The 14,127-nt window shown below is 31.8% G+C and carries 18 protein-coding genes, 1 pseudogene and 1 riboswitch (1 of these 20 cut by a window edge); of the genes and pseudogenes, 13 read left to right on the top strand and 6 right to left on the bottom strand.

Annotated features, from left to right (window positions below; all coding sequences use genetic code 11):
- Nucleotides 1-12 precede the first annotated feature (12 nt).
- From walK to rlmH, 5 genes are all read left to right on the top strand, one after another.
- Nucleotides 13-1,848, top strand: coding sequence for a cell wall metabolism sensor histidine kinase WalK (gene walK / locus EDD62_RS06790; protein ID WP_123808045.1), 1,836 nt, complete (start codon nt 13-15; stop codon nt 1,846-1,848).
- Complete coding sequence (locus EDD62_RS06785) at nt 1,838-3,157, top strand: YycH family regulatory protein (protein WP_123808044.1); 1,320 nt, start codon at nt 1,838-1,840, stop codon at nt 3,155-3,157. The genes walK and EDD62_RS06785 overlap by 11 nt, the downstream gene beginning before the upstream one ends.
- Nucleotides 3,157-3,951 carry a two-component system regulatory protein YycI gene (locus EDD62_RS06780; protein WP_123808043.1) on the top strand — a complete coding sequence of 265 codons (795 nt, stop codon included), beginning with the start codon at nt 3,157-3,159 and terminating at the stop codon, nt 3,949-3,951. Before EDD62_RS06785 ends, EDD62_RS06780 begins: the two co-directional genes overlap by 1 nt.
- 6 nt (nt 3,952-3,957) lie before the next feature.
- The gene (locus EDD62_RS06775) at nt 3,958-4,743 is read left to right on the top strand and encodes an MBL fold metallo-hydrolase (protein WP_414731062.1); all 786 of its coding nucleotides are present in this window, start codon (nt 3,958-3,960) and stop codon (nt 4,741-4,743) included.
- 212 nt (nt 4,744-4,955) lie between these two features.
- The gene (rlmH, locus tag EDD62_RS06770) at nt 4,956-5,435 is read left to right on the top strand and encodes a 23S rRNA (pseudouridine(1915)-N(3))-methyltransferase RlmH (protein ID WP_123808042.1); all 480 of its coding nucleotides are present in this window, start codon (nt 4,956-4,958) and stop codon (nt 5,433-5,435) included.
- 49 nt (nt 5,436-5,484) lie between these two features.
- Here the strand turns inward: rlmH and EDD62_RS09210 are convergent, their stop codons facing one another.
- Complete coding sequence (locus EDD62_RS09210; protein ID WP_170152793.1) at nt 5,485-5,622, bottom strand: hypothetical protein; 138 nt, start codon at nt 5,620-5,622, stop codon at nt 5,485-5,487.
- Nucleotides 5,623-5,825: 203 nt separating this feature from the next.
- On the opposite strand from EDD62_RS09210, the gene EDD62_RS09390 reads away from it, so the two are divergent.
- Both EDD62_RS09390 and EDD62_RS09350 read left to right on the top strand, forming a co-directional pair.
- Nucleotides 5,826-5,957, top strand: coding sequence for a hypothetical protein (locus EDD62_RS09390; protein ID WP_282957924.1), 132 nt, complete (start codon nt 5,826-5,828; stop codon nt 5,955-5,957).
- A gap of 27 nt (nt 5,958-5,984) precedes the next feature.
- On the top strand, nt 5,985-6,356 hold the full coding sequence (locus tag EDD62_RS09350) for a cyclic GMP-AMP synthase DncV-like nucleotidyltransferase (RefSeq protein WP_331463355.1): 372 nt from the start codon (nt 5,985-5,987) through the stop codon (nt 6,354-6,356).
- Nucleotides 6,357-6,545: 189 nt separating this feature from the next.
- On the opposite strand, the gene EDD62_RS06760 is transcribed toward EDD62_RS09350, so the two are convergent.
- Nucleotides 6,546-7,460, bottom strand: a complete 915-nt coding sequence (locus tag EDD62_RS06760) for an Abi family protein (protein ID WP_123808041.1) — start codon at nt 7,458-7,460, stop codon at nt 6,546-6,548.
- Nucleotides 7,461-7,834: 374 nt separating this feature from the next.
- On the opposite strand from EDD62_RS06760, the gene EDD62_RS06755 reads away from it, so the two are divergent.
- From EDD62_RS06755 to EDD62_RS06745, 3 genes are all read left to right on the top strand, one after another.
- Nucleotides 7,835-8,461 (top strand): DUF4004 family protein, encoded by a 627-nt coding sequence (locus tag EDD62_RS06755; protein ID WP_170152792.1) that lies wholly within the window; start codon nt 7,835-7,837, stop codon nt 8,459-8,461.
- Nucleotides 8,439-9,161: a hypothetical protein gene (locus EDD62_RS06750; RefSeq protein WP_123808039.1), complete on the top strand. Its 723-nt coding sequence runs from the start codon at nt 8,439-8,441 to the stop codon at nt 9,159-9,161. Before EDD62_RS06755 ends, EDD62_RS06750 begins: the two co-directional genes overlap by 23 nt.
- Before the next feature lie 191 nt (nt 9,162-9,352).
- Nucleotides 9,353-9,559: a Fic family protein gene (locus EDD62_RS06745; RefSeq protein ID WP_249037347.1), complete on the top strand. Its 207-nt coding sequence runs from the start codon at nt 9,353-9,355 to the stop codon at nt 9,557-9,559.
- Between the two features lie 79 nt (nt 9,560-9,638).
- Here EDD62_RS06745 and EDD62_RS06740 read toward each other — a convergent pair whose 3' ends face one another.
- Complete coding sequence (locus EDD62_RS06740; protein WP_123808038.1) at nt 9,639-9,869, bottom strand: hypothetical protein; 231 nt, start codon at nt 9,867-9,869, stop codon at nt 9,639-9,641.
- A 70-nt stretch (nt 9,870-9,939) separates the two neighbouring features.
- Nucleotides 9,940-10,044, bottom strand: a riboswitch (SAM riboswitch).
- Nucleotides 10,045-10,145: 101 nt separating this feature from the next.
- On the opposite strand from EDD62_RS06740, the gene EDD62_RS06735 reads away from it, so the two are divergent.
- Nucleotides 10,146-10,490, top strand: a complete 345-nt coding sequence (locus tag EDD62_RS06735; protein ID WP_123808037.1) for a DoxX family protein — start codon at nt 10,146-10,148, stop codon at nt 10,488-10,490.
- Nucleotides 10,491-10,543: 53 nt separating this feature from the next.
- Here the strand turns inward: EDD62_RS06735 and EDD62_RS06730 are convergent, their stop codons facing one another.
- Together EDD62_RS06730 and EDD62_RS06725 are read right to left on the bottom strand one after the other, a co-directional pair.
- Nucleotides 10,544-11,374, bottom strand: a complete 831-nt coding sequence (locus tag EDD62_RS06730; RefSeq protein ID WP_249037346.1) for a CatB-related O-acetyltransferase — start codon at nt 11,372-11,374, stop codon at nt 10,544-10,546.
- Entirely contained in the window at nt 11,358-12,893 is a 1,536-nt protein-coding gene (locus EDD62_RS06725) for a glycosyltransferase (RefSeq protein ID WP_123808036.1), read from the bottom strand. The genes EDD62_RS06730 and EDD62_RS06725 overlap by 17 nt, the downstream gene beginning before the upstream one ends.
- Nucleotides 12,894-13,108: 215 nt before the next feature.
- On the opposite strand from EDD62_RS06725, the pseudogene EDD62_RS09435 reads away from it, so the two are divergent.
- A pseudogene (locus EDD62_RS09435) lies at nt 13,109-13,228 on the top strand (KxYKxGKxW signal peptide domain-containing protein); the annotation flags it as partial.
- Nucleotides 13,229-13,440: 212 nt separating this feature from the next.
- On the opposite strand, the gene EDD62_RS09345 reads toward EDD62_RS09435, so the two are convergent.
- Nucleotides 13,441-13,704, bottom strand: a complete 264-nt coding sequence (locus EDD62_RS09345) for a hypothetical protein (protein ID WP_123808035.1) — start codon at nt 13,702-13,704, stop codon at nt 13,441-13,443.
- Between the two features lie 133 nt (nt 13,705-13,837).
- Here EDD62_RS09345 and EDD62_RS09430 point away from each other — a divergent pair, with 133 nt between their 5' ends.
- Nucleotides 13,838-14,127, top strand: the 5' portion of a protein-coding gene (locus EDD62_RS09430) for a beta strand repeat-containing protein (protein WP_462476953.1). The gene runs 6,571 nt beyond the window's last position; only the first 290 of its 6,861 coding nucleotides appear in the window; it begins with the start codon at nt 13,838-13,840; the stop codon falls past the right edge of the window.

Here is a 14,127-nt window from a genome sequence, read left to right as displayed (position 1 = left end):
AGCGGAATGTGAATGAAGCTTTTCAAAGTATTGCAATCGCTTCATTTAAAATTGGTCATTGTCAACGTCTTGTTAATCGTTGTAGGGATGCAAATCATTGGTCTGTTCTTTACGAATAGTTTGGAACAAGATTTGACTTCAAAGTTTAAAGAAAGCATCGATGCCCAAGTTCAAATGGAGTCGATGCAAATAAAGGAAGTCTATAAGAAAAATCCAGACAATCAAACAAAAATCAAAGACGAAATACAAAGTTTAATGGCTGATTTTAGAGAACGTGAAGAAATTGAAGAGATACGATTCATCAATGAGAATCGTATCATGTTAGCAACATCAAAGGTAAACAATGAACCGAACATCGGACGTCGGGTGACAGATGATTCGATTGATGAAGCACTATCGACAGGGGAATCATATCGACACGTCTTAATGAATGAAGAGTCTAACGAACGGATATACGTTCAAGCAGAACCTGTCAAAGTAGGTCAAGAAATCGTTGGTGTAATCTATGTTGTCTCAAATATAGAGACAGTCTATGCACAGTTAAACCAAATTAATAATACATTCATCATCGGAACTGCGATTTCATTATTAATTACAATTATACTGGGTACATTTATCGCACGAACAATAACTAAACCGATCTCTGATATGAGAAATCAAGCATTAGAAATGTCTAAAGGTAACTATACACAACGTGTTAAGATTAACAGTAGTGATGAAATTGGTGAACTTGCTTTATCGTTTAATAACTTGAGTAAAAGAGTTCAAGAAGCACAAGCAAATACTGAGAGTGAAAAGCGTCGATTAGATAGTGTTATTACTCACATGTCAGATGGAATCATCGCAACAGACAGACGAGGTAGAATTCGTATTATTAATGATAAAGCACTGAATATGTTGAGAGTGGATAAAGACAATATTGTTGGACAACATGTTTTAACGGTATTGAATATGGAATCAGAAGTGAATCTTCAAGATATTAAGAATGAGACAGAGACCATCGTTACACAATTTAATCATATTGATGAAACAATTTATGTAAGAATCAACTTCACAACGATTATTCAAGAGACTGGCTATATAAATGGTTACATCGCCGTACTCCATGACATTACAGAACAACAATTAACAGAGAATGAACGACGTGAATTTGTGGCTAACGTAAGCCATGAATTAAGAACACCTTTAACATCGATGAGAAGCTACATTGAAGCGTTGGAAGAAGGGGCGTGCAAAGACTCTAATATTGCACCGAACTTCTTAAGTGTAACAAGAAATGAAACAGATCGAATGATAAGGCTTGTGAATGATTTACTACAGTTATCAAATATGGATCGTAAAGATGAAGTATTGAATAGAGAAATTATTGACTTTAACTTGTTTATTTCACAAATTATCGAACGTTTCGAGATGAGTTATAAAGAGGTGGACTTTGTTAAAGATTTGGCCAATGATAGTATCTTTGTAGAAATTGATCCAGACAAAATGACACAAGTGTTTGACAATATTATTTCAAATGCTATCAAATATTCACAGAAAGAACAAAAACGTGTCGAGTTCCACGTGAAACAAAATGTATTTTTCAATCGAATGACGATATCTATTAAAGATAATGGCCTTGGGATTCCGAAAGGTAAAGTCGATAAAATCTTTGATCGATTTTATCGTGTAGATAAGGCGAGAACTCGTCAAATGGGCGGTACTGGATTAGGCCTCGCAATCAGTAAAGATATTGTTGAAGCGCATGACGGTAAAATATGGGCAACATCTTGTGAAGGGCATGGCACAACAATTTATGTGACATTACCTTGTGAGCTATTAGAAGCAGGTGAATGGGATGCAAACTAGTCCTCTTGAAATTCTCAAAATAATCATTTTAACTGTATTAGTTATTTCTAGTATGTATTTAACGTTCTTAATATGGAGTTTTAAACCAGAATTCAAACCTATTGAAACCGAAATCCATTCAGGTTTTGTACTCGATGGAGATCATAAAAAGCCGACGATTCGACAACTCACATTACCGTACCAAATGATAGAAATATCTCCGACCAATAGTAAAGGTACGACGAAGAAGAAATCATTACAAAATACTTTAAACACTTTGAATCAATCTAAAGAAATACAGCATAAAGAATTTAACGGAAATGCAAATGTTGCTCTACACTCTTTAGATTCAAGTGGTGCGGTAGATAATTATATTTATGATTTTTTAGGAGAAATCAGTATTCAAACGTTTTTGAACGCATACAATATTGAAATTGAAGCACCAGTGAATGAAGTCTTTGATCGTTTAATTGTGAATACGAATGCCAATCATTTATATTTATACTTTATGAATCAAGAGAGAGACTACATTTATATGTTAGAAATTGATCAGTCTAGTAAGACATTTAAGAATAATGTTTCAAAAGAAGCGCTTAAAAACTATAGTGCGATTATTACGAATGAGTTTTCAATTAATAACAAAACAGCGCTGTACGCACCAACAGAAGTTTCAACAGAAGGTCGATTTAAATATATTACAGAGGTCATCAATGTTAATCAATTGAATAATGTAGTATTTATGGGAGATGTCGGTTTATCTAAAGTAAGAGATGGAGATGTAATTAAATATCATAACGCAGAAGGTATTGCTCAAATGAATCAAGATACGATGTATTATCAATATACACATTTTAAGGGTGAAATTGATGAGTCAATGTCACCTCAAGAAGCGTTTAACCGAGCAAATGACTATTTAACAAGCCATAATGGTTATAGTCAACTGAGTCGATATACAGGATATGATGAAGATACAAAAGAGGTTCAGTTTAGATCTTTTGTAAAAGGTTTACCTATATTTAACATGAATAATATCTCTAGAATGGATTTAACATTTGGTAAGGATGATATATTGTCATACTCACGTGGACTAATCACACTTGGCGCAACAGTGCCAAGTAAATCTGATCCAGTAGATTTAATTAATCTTGAGGAATTAAGACATGAACTGGCCAAAAGTAAATCTATCGAGTTGACTAAAGTTGAGAAGATCGTCATCGGCTACAATATCACATACAATAAAGGCGTCAACACGGTTGAATTCGAGCCGAATTGGTTTATTCTATATGAAGGTGAATGGAAGCAATATGACGCACAAGGAGGCATAAAATAATGGATTGGAAGTTAACAAAGTCATTATTTATTGCTGTGTTTTTAATCATGAATATTATATTGCTATATATATATTATGATAAGACTACAGAGAGCACATACACTCCATATTCACCGGATGAACAAATCGACTTATCTGATGCAAACGTTGAAGTTCCGACGTATAAAACAATTGAAGAACGCTATAATAACATCACGGCGTTCTTCTATTCTTTTACGAAAGATGATATAGAGTCTATAAAGCACGCAAAAGATATAAAAAGAAAAGATCATAAAATCGAAGTTACACTAAAAAATCCATTACCTATTGGTAATGATTACAAAACATTAAGTACATTCGTAGAAGAAGAGATTTTATATGGTGAGGAATATCATTTAGCAATACTTGATGAACATGGTGAAACAATTGAATATGGTCAAATCTATGATGATTATCCTATATACGATAATGACCAAGGAGAAATAGTATTCAAAATAAAAGATAATAAAGTGATCAGTTATACACAAACACGATTTAACCCATTTGAATCAGGTGAAGAGGATAGTGGTTCTAATATTATTTCTGCCAAAAAAGTGATCGAGTCACTCTATGAAAAACAAAAGATAAAAAATGGTGATAGAGTTGGGAATCTTAAATTTGGTTTTAAACAGTATATAACAGATTCAAAAGGTCAGATTCTCTCACCGAGTTGGAAAGTAACAATTGAACGAGATGAGGAAGTATTCATATATTATGTTGACGCAATACATTCTGAACTGAAAATATTAGATGAACAACAGCAGCAAAAGGAGTAATGTTTTATGCGCATGAGCGTTTTGGCCAGTGGAAGTACAGGGAATGCTACATATATCGAACATGATCAACAAAGCATTCTAATAGATGTTGGATTAAGTGGCAAAAAATTAGAAGGACTTATGCAACAAATTAATCGTAAAATACAAGATGTTAATGCAATTCTCATCACCCATGAACACGTCGATCATATTAAAGGACTCGGTGTCATCGCAAGAAAGTATCATATTCCAATCTATGCAAATGAACAAACATGGCAACAGATTGAATTAAAAGATCAAAGAATTCCAAATGAGTTAAAGTATCTTTTTAATCCATATGAACATCAAACGATTGCAAACATTGATATTGAGAGCTATAACGTTAGTCATGATGCTATTGATCCACAATTTTACGTATTTCATAAGGACGGTAAGAAGTTTTCAATGATCACAGATACAGGATATGTATCTGATCGAATGAAAGGATATATAGAGCGAAGTGATTGCTATATCTTTGAATCGAATCATGATGTGAATATGCTGAGAACAAGTCATTATCCATGGAAGACACAACAACGTATTTTAAGCGATCTTGGACATATATCGAACATTGACGCAGGACATGCAATAGCAGATGTTATCGGCGAACAGACGAAGCGGATATATTTAAGTCACTTGAGTCAAGATAATAATATGCAACAACTCGCATATGATAGCGTCAGTGAAATTTTAGAACAACGAGATGTCGATACAAATATTGTTGAACTAAAGCATACGTATAAAGATAAATCCACAATGTTATATGAAATATAAACAACTTATCCACAGTTATCCACAATGTTATCCTATATCATGTGGATAATGTTGTGGGTATTTTTTAATTCTATAAAATACTGTTATAATAAGGTTTGAAGGAAATTGAAAGTAAATTATAATCAATATAAAAAATGTGAAACTACTGGTACAATAGGGAATTGTGCATAGCCTGTGGATAAGTGGATAACTCTAACTAAAGGGGGATTATTGTGAATATTACAATACTGACAGTAGGGAAAATTAAAGAAAAATTTTTTAGACAAGCCATTGATGAATATGCGAAGCGGTTATCAGGGTATGCGAAAGTAGAACAAATTGAAGTGAAAGATGAGAAAGAACCGAATAACGCCAGTCCGAAAGACCTAGAGTTGATTAAAGAAAAAGAAGGCCAAGCGATCTTAGCTAAAATTAAAGCACAGCAATATGTCATCACGTTAGAAGTGAACGGTGAAGCATTGACGAGTGTTGGACTGAGTCAAAAGATCGAGACATTAATGAACAGAGGCTCTAGCGATATCGTATTCGTCATCGGCGGCAGTAACGGCCTAGGCCAAGCCGTCAAACAACGCAGCAACTACGAACTCAGCTTCAGCAACATGACCTATCCACATCAACTGATGAAAGTCATCTTATTAGAACAAATTTACCGAGCGTTTAAGATTATGAAGGGGGAAAGTTATCATAAGTGATGGGTTTTTTGGAGTGATAAAATCTTATGATTTTGACGACACACTGAGATTATTCTTGAGGATATTCTAATTTTTGAAAATCAATTTTTATATCAAATTCATCTGGTAATGTTTCAATAGCATCGTTAATATATCCAATGGCATTAGTAATAAATGAAAAATCACAGTTAACAGTTGTTATCATCATTTTGAATCATCCCCCTAGTAATTCTAACTAAGATATTAATTTTACAATATCGTACAATCTAAAGCTACAGAGACACGCCTAAGTTCACAAGACATAAAAATTAGTATATCTAAATCGAATATATTTTTGATTATAAGACCAAAATATGGAATAATAAAGCGAATGTATGTTTGTATATTATGCTATATAAAGGGGTGTTTAAAATGTATGATTGTTCAAAGGAATTCAATAATTTTTATCGTAAAAAGGTTGTACTTTCTGCCAAAGAACAGAATGAATTAAGACTAAGACGCAAACTGAATATTAGAAGGATGAAAGATGGGTTAAAGGAATAGAATGAAGAGAAGAAAACAAGTTACAAAATTGCAGAGGATCGTATTCAAGGTAGCATGGCTATGCATACCATTACGCAGAATGACAAGAAGGATTATGACATTGATGTAGGTATAGTATTTGAAGCAGATTGTCTTAATAGTTTAGGTGCACAAGCTACTCGTAATATGGTAGCAAACGCTCTTGAAAGAAAAACTAGGCAATTTGCACAACCTCCTGAAGTAAAAACTAGTTGTGTACGTTTAAAGTATAGTTCTCTTGGTTATCATATGGATTTTGCTGTATTCCAACGTAGTAAAGAATATGAATGGGACGATAATTATATATATGAGCATGCAGGAGCAGAATGGACAAAAAGGCACATCAAGGCATTAGAAGAGTGGTTCATTGATCGGATATAGTATTCTGGCGATGATTTACGTAAAATAGTGAGATTATCCAAGATGTTCTGTAAATCAAGAGATTGTATAATTTGATATCTATAAAAAACTCAAGCCGAAGTATATTATTATATACTTCGGCTGTCTACAAATCGTTATGATTTTTCCGTTAGAAATAATTTTATTGGTTTGATATAGTATTGTCAAGTTTTATTTTGATTTTTTCAGTATTAATTTAATGAAATATAAATAAACTGTTTCTAGTTGAATGTGTTTAGAGTAATAATGAGAATTTTTTTTGACACGCTTTAAAAATCCGATTATTTCTTTTTTTCGTTCACGTTTTAGTCTACTATTCGGCATGAGATACTCATAAAGAATAATTAATGAAGTTAAATCATATATTTTTTGGACTCTCAATTTATTTCGTGTGCTAGTTTTACCAATATATCTATTTACATATTGAGTAACTGTACGGCTATGATCATAGAAATTTTTTTCAGTAATCTGATTTAATATTGGTGAACTATGAGCTGCATTATTTCTCAAATGCCGAACGGAATAAAGAAGTGGATGTAGAGCTTTAATTGATGTATTAGGATAGTGAGAAATATAAAAATCAGTAAAATCAATTAACAAACCAAAAGACATAGATTCAAATGCAACCCATATTGGTGGATCAGTGTGGTATTTTTCATAAAATTGTTGATTATATATAGATTTCTTATTGTTAATCATTAATTGTTTTTTTGTGTTGGTAGGATCCTTACTTGTAGCTATAAATTTATAAATAATTGAATAGCCGTCTTCGCTTTTATTTTTAGTGATTTCATTCATAATAATAGTTTTTAATTGATGTTCAATGTCTAAAGACATTTTAATTACTAAATATCGTAAATCTACATCTATACTTGCTAAATCTTGTAATATTTCAAATGAAAGATTAATATATTGATTATTTTCTTTCTTATCAAAATTTTTTCGATAACTTATAAATTTGTAAAAATAAGTTTTTGTAGAAAGTTGATATATCATTTGAGAGTTGGTTAGTTCACTTGTAATACCTTTTGTATGAAAGTAATTTATCATTTCATTGTAATCAAATTTAATTTTTTGGGTATTCATAAATTACAACTCCATTGTATTAAAATTATAGATTATTCTATCGTTATTAAATTAATAATATTTTATAAGATAAATTATATTTGTTAATTGATAAAAATGAAATACTTTGTTGAAGTGTTCATAAATGAAATATATTCTACCCCATTTAACTTCGAATTTAGAGTATCTTTAAAATTAGTATTAATAATACCCTTATTAATATTCTAACGTAATAGACTTTATTTTAAAGTATGAGTTTCATTGAAGAAGAGAAATTGTCTAGCTTATTTTGACAAACGAAAAAAATTAATTGATATTTATGCAACAGCTTTGGGAAATGTGTAAATATTTTTATAACGAAACAGTGTTATGTTATAATGTGTTCAGGTGATGATATGGAAGATTTAATCTCTAAAAAAGAGTTGCTTCAAAGGTGTAATATTAGTTATGGACAGTTGTATCGATGGAAACGAAAAAAACTTATTCCTGAAGATTGGTTTATTAGAAAGTCTACATATACAGGGCAAGAATCATTTTTCCCAAAAAATAAAATGATTGAGCGTATTGAATTAATTAAGACTTTGAAAGAAGACCATTCTTTAGATGAATTGTACAAAATACTTGAAGAAGGTTATGAAGCTATTCAATCTGAGGAGTACAGTAGTAGTTTATTTGCTGAGCCCTATTGGAACATTGCACAATCAATTATTAATTATTGTAACAATGTTTCGCGTAATGAAGTGATGACGTTAATGTTCATAGAACTTGCTTTAAGCTCAGGATATTTTTCAAAAGAAGAAGTGTTAGAAAGCGCAGAGACTTATTATCATAACGACAAACATGATGTAAATTATTATTTTGTAAGATCGATGGGTGTATTTATACTTGTTTGCGCCAAAGAGGTAGTCAGTTTAAGTAAAAATTCAAAAATTGTATATGAGTTAGATGATACAAAGATTCAATTAGCCTTAAATCAAAAATTGAAACGAGGTAATCATAATGACGATAAATCTAAATATTAATTCGATAAAAATGGTAACTGCTGGTGAATATGATGAAATTAATGTATCCGGGATATGTTCAATTACTGGAGATATTAAAGCTAACTTAATTAATGTTAGTGGAAAAATGGATGCTGAGGGGGATATTTCAGTCGAGCATTTTAAATCTTCAGGAATGTCTACTATCGAAGGTTCATTGAAAGCAAATACGATGAAGTCTAGTGGGAAAACGAATGTTGAAGGAAAGGTCGAAGGCAATGATCTTGAGATTTCAGGTATGTTAGACATTGATGGAAATATTACTGGTGAAAGATTAAAACTTTCGGGCTATTCAATGGTTGATGGCGATATAGAGGTTGATTATTTTGAGTGTAGTGGAAAAATTGAAAGCGAAGGTTTAATTAATGCAGATTCAGTAAATATAACATTGAGGAATCATTGTTCAGCACAAGAAATTGGTGGTAAAACAATTGCGATATTAGAAGATCAAAAAACTGAGAATAAAGGATTGTTCGCCTCTTTATTCACGGAAAATAGAAAGGGTACATTGAGTTGCAATTTAATTGAAGGTGATGAAATCCATTTAGAAAATGTGTTATGTGAAACGGTAAGAGGAAAGAACATCTCCATTGGAAAAGGTTGTATTATAGAGAAAGTAGAATATACAGATACGATCGAGATTATTGAAAATGCAAAGGTTAATGAACAAATAAAAATTTAAGTTATCGTAAATCACTTCTCAAAGTAGAGGAGTGATTTTTTAATTAAATGTATGTATTATATCTTCGGATGAGTAGGAGATACTAAATGTAGTATAAATTCAGATCCAACCATAGTAGCTTAAAGGGTGCTCCAAAATTAGGATATACTTTACGAGATCAAAATACTGATCCATTAATTAAAATAGCAATTATGCATGCACAATTTGAATCAATTCATCCATACTTAGATGGAAATGGAAGACTTGGTCGTATTTTAATTGTGTTAAATATGATAGCAGAAAGTGCAATTGATTCACCGATATTTTTTGTAAGTGAAGAACTAGAAAGAGAGAGAATACGATATTATAATTTACTCAATAGCGTAAGAAGTGAGAATCCAGATTGGTTTAAAATGTAGAAAATTTAATAAATAGTTATGTAACGAATATATCTTAATAAATAAATTAAGATATATTCTAAATAACTTTTTTAAAATTTTAATTATCTAACTGTTGCTGAATCATTTTAATTTCTGACTTGATTTCATCTTGGATGATTGGGTTGACTGGGCTAAGTGTAGTTAAGAGGTCAATGTGTTGTTGCAGCTCGCTTTTAATTTCGTTCAATTTCCCATATTTCAACATCGAAGCGGCGTAATGTGTTGGTGTGTATTCAGTCCAATACTTCAGTGACTCAATCAGTTCCTGCGTTGATAATTTGTTTGACATAACAATCTCTCCTCTATAATATGATACAAACAAAATAGCCCTCCTGAATTCAGAAGAGCTTCAACGAGACTTCTTATCATTCAGGCGTACCTGTTGGAATTAGCACATCGCTATCAAAAATAGCTGTTGCTGGAGTTTCATAGGGCCAAGTCCCTCCACTCACTCTATATAAGAGAACTATTTTATTTGATTCTATTATAACAAAGTTTATTCAAAATTCATATCTTAATTGATATAATATAGATATACGTTTTATATAAAAAGGAGTCAAATATTATGGGCAGAAGAATTATAGGTATTTTATTTACAATGATTGGTTTATTGCATTTTATTCGTGAACCTAATTTCAGAAAGATTATTCCGATGTACTTACCGTTTAAGAAAAGTTTAGTTTATATTTCCGGTGTCATCGAAATATTGATAGGGGTTATGTTGATCATCAAAAAGCCGTCACAATGGACAAAACGATTGATTAATCTATTTTTACTTGCTGTATTTCCAGCTAATATTTATATGGCTCGAAAAAAGCTTCCACTAGGAGATAAAACATTACCATCGTGGGCATTATACGCAAGATTACCGCTGCAGTTTGTGTTGATGTGGGTGATTAAGAGGTTGTAATAAAACCGAAGTATATTAAGTTTTTACTTCGGTTTTTATGTCTCAATATGTATTCAATTATTTAATTTGATAAAGTCATCTTTAGTTACAACAGATGGAGTAAAAGGTGTTAATTGTTTATTGAATGTTAGTGATTTAATTTTATCAATAAAGGATTGGATTGAATCGGTTGCTTTAATCGTTTCGAATTGACCAAAATCATATTGCCACCACTTTAATTCCATCAATTGTTCTATAATATGCTCATCAAATCGGTATTTTATTACACGCGCAGGTATTCCACCAACAATTGCATATGGAGGAACATCTTTTGTAATAACCGATTTAGCAGCAATAACAGCCCCGTCATGTATTGTGATTCCATCAGACGCAATTAATACGTCTTGCCCTATCCATACATCATTTCCAATGACTATGGGAGATTCTTCAATAAAAGGTGAAGGAGTCTGTTCAAAACGTGACTCATTATTGTTTAAATAATGACGTATTCCATTACTTTCACTTTCATAAGTAATCGATGATGAAGAAAAACGGTCTATTGGATGGTTTATACCCATTCGACTAACCGAATGCGCGATAGATGTGTACCTACCTACGATTGTGTTTAATGGTAATAAACTTCTTGTGTAGCTAAAGGCCCCCATTGTAAAGAAGTAGTTAGTGCCTCCAAATGTTGTATAAGGTTCTATAATAGCATGATCAGCAATATAGATTGGATCGTTTACGCGCATAATATGTCCACGGTCTGATATTTTCGTTGAAATATAATGATCGTCTAAAAATTGAAGTACATTATTTGTAGTGTAAACAGTTGAATGGTGATGTAGTTGTTGTAAGTGAATGTTATCAGTATAATAAACAATACCATTAATTGTTGATGTCATCATGTTTCTCCTTATGTTCCAAATATTGAATCAGTTTCATCCAGTGGTCAAAATTCTGAGAAGCACTATATTTTTTCTGTGTCAAAATGCAGTTTTCATAATATCGATTGCTTACCGAGTCATCGCTCAAAAAATTATGAACTACTTTATATAATTGTTCTTCATCGTTTAACGGAACTAAATTTCCATTGACATTATCTTTAATAATTTCATTAGGACCGTATTTAATATCATAGCTGATTACTGGTGTATTATGTCTATATGATTCAAGTAATACTAACGCAAACCCTTCTTCTTTACTCGTCAAAAGGAACAATCCACTATTTTGATAGGCTGAATTTAAATTATTTGAATACCCCTTAAGATGAATATAATCATTTGCATTTAAATCATTAATTAATTGCTTTAGTTCTTCTTCAACACCACCTAGACCTCCAAAACCATAAATATCTAGACTCACTAATGGAAACTCTTTTTTTAAGCGATGTACAAGTCTGATTTGGTGATCTAATTGTTTACTACTAATATATCGAGCGACGCTAATAATTTTGAATTTATTTTTATGATTAAATTGATTTGTCGTCATAAGTTGGTTATCTTCTATAAAACCGACTGGAATATTAAATGCTTGTCCTGTAAATTGATCGTAAGATAAATCGTTACATTGTGCTTCTGTAGAACAAATTAAAGCTTTAAAGCGATTGAGGTGGTCACCTAAAAAATTAAAAGGCCATTTGAACATTCGACCTTCACTATATTCATCTGCTAAATGTGTTGTATGCATAAATACAGCCGCTGTGATATAAGGGTGGGTATTAGCAAAAGGTTTAATGTATTCATAAGGTCGATCAATAATAAATATATCTCCTGCTGAATAAATTGACTCTATAAAGTAACTAATGAGTTCATCTTCATTTTTAAATCGAACAGTAGAGCCATTTGATTTATGAAGTAAAATCATAATCGGCAGATGCTGGTTTTCGATTTGATAATACTTTTCAAGAATGATATCCCCTTGCACGTTATAAAACTGATGTAAATAACATTTTTCGTGTGGTCCATAATATTGAACAGAGCTTAAAAAACCACGATGATCATATTGTTCATGTTTAACAATTGTTCCATTATCACTAATATGATTTACAAAATCCAGTTTTTTTCTCTCGGTAGATGTGAATCGTGCATATTGAATAAATTGGTTATCTTGATTTTTTATAATAATATCAAGTTGGTGAGAAACAACCTCTAATTTGTAATTTAAAGATTCTTCCCAATAACGTTGAATGTTAAAAGGTTTTGACGGTTTTAAATTCACAGCATTTTGGAAGTAATCGTACATGTTAATCGTGTCATATTCTACACCATACTTAACTAAAGTATCGTATGCCATATGATTATACTCTATAGTAATAATCTTGGCAGGAATATTGTTGGACTTAAATAAGTTGAGTCGAGATAGATACGCTCTATCGACACCAGTTATATGTTCGGGCACATTTAAACAAGCAAAATAATACATTTTGATCCTCCGCACTCTAATTGTATCGTCATTATATATTATAACTAGTAAATATCCTAGTACATAAAAAACGAATTATAAGAATATTTTGTAAAAAAATTGACTTTATGGTAAAGAGTATTTATAATTTAGTAGTATCTTAAGACACATTATGACTCATAAAATGTAAAGTTTAAAATTTTTATTGATATTTAACGAAGGGATTAATTAAAAGTATGAATCAAAAGAATAGGCGTTTAAATTGTAGTGTAACAAAGGAAAAAGTTCGGTTTAAGCTTTATAAGTCAGGAAAACATTGGGTGAGGGCCGGTATTAAAGAGATGGCGCTCTTAAGGTTAATGGGTTTACCACTAATCTCAAATCAATTTGAAAAAACTCAGGATAACAATACAACATTAAAAAACATGACATCGACTGTTTCAAAAGGATCCACATTTGCAATAGGTGGATTATTGGCGGCAAATGTTTTAGATGTTAATAAAGCTTTTGCAGAATCAAATTTACCAATAACATCAGAACTTACTACAACTAGCGAAGTTATGGCGAATCAAAATTCGACAATTTTAACTGATTCTACGACATCTATTGATAATACAACAACTAATTCTGGAAGTTTAACAAACGTTGATGAAAGTTCAGAAAGTGAATCGTTATCCCTAAGTGAAAGTGAAAACATCATGGAAAGCGCTTCCGTTTCAACAAGTTTAAGCGCTGAATTATCCCTAAGTACATCTACTTCGACATCAATAAATGAAAGTGAAGAACTATCAGAAAGTATTTCGACCTCAGAGCAAAAAAGTGAAACTCCCACAGAAAGTGAATCTACATCAATAAGTCAAAGAGAAGGACTATCAGAAAGCATTTCAACTTCAGAGCAAAAGAGTGAAATCCCTACAGAAATCGAATCTACATCAATTAGCGAAGAGCTGTCCGAAAGTATTTCAATGTCAGGCGATATGAGTGAGAACCCGTCCGAAAGTACTTCAGCCTCATTGAGTGAAAGCGAAGAGTTGTCTGAAAGTATTTCAACGTCAGAGCATATGAGTGAGAACCTGTCCGAAAGCACTTCAGTCTCACTGAGTGAAAGCGAAGAGTTGTCCGAAAGTATTTCAACGTCAGAGCATATGAGTGAGAACCCGTCCGAAAGCACTTCAGTCTCACTGAGTGAAAGCGAAGAGTTGTCCGAAAGTATTTCAACGTCAGAGCATATGAGTGAGAACCCGTCCGAAAGCAC

The organism is Abyssicoccus albus (assembly GCF_003815035.1).
Lineage (GTDB): Bacteria > Bacillota > Bacilli > Staphylococcales > Abyssicoccaceae > Abyssicoccus > Abyssicoccus albus.
Note: the sequence above shows the minus strand (reverse complement) of the source record. Positions and strands in the feature narration are given on the sequence as shown.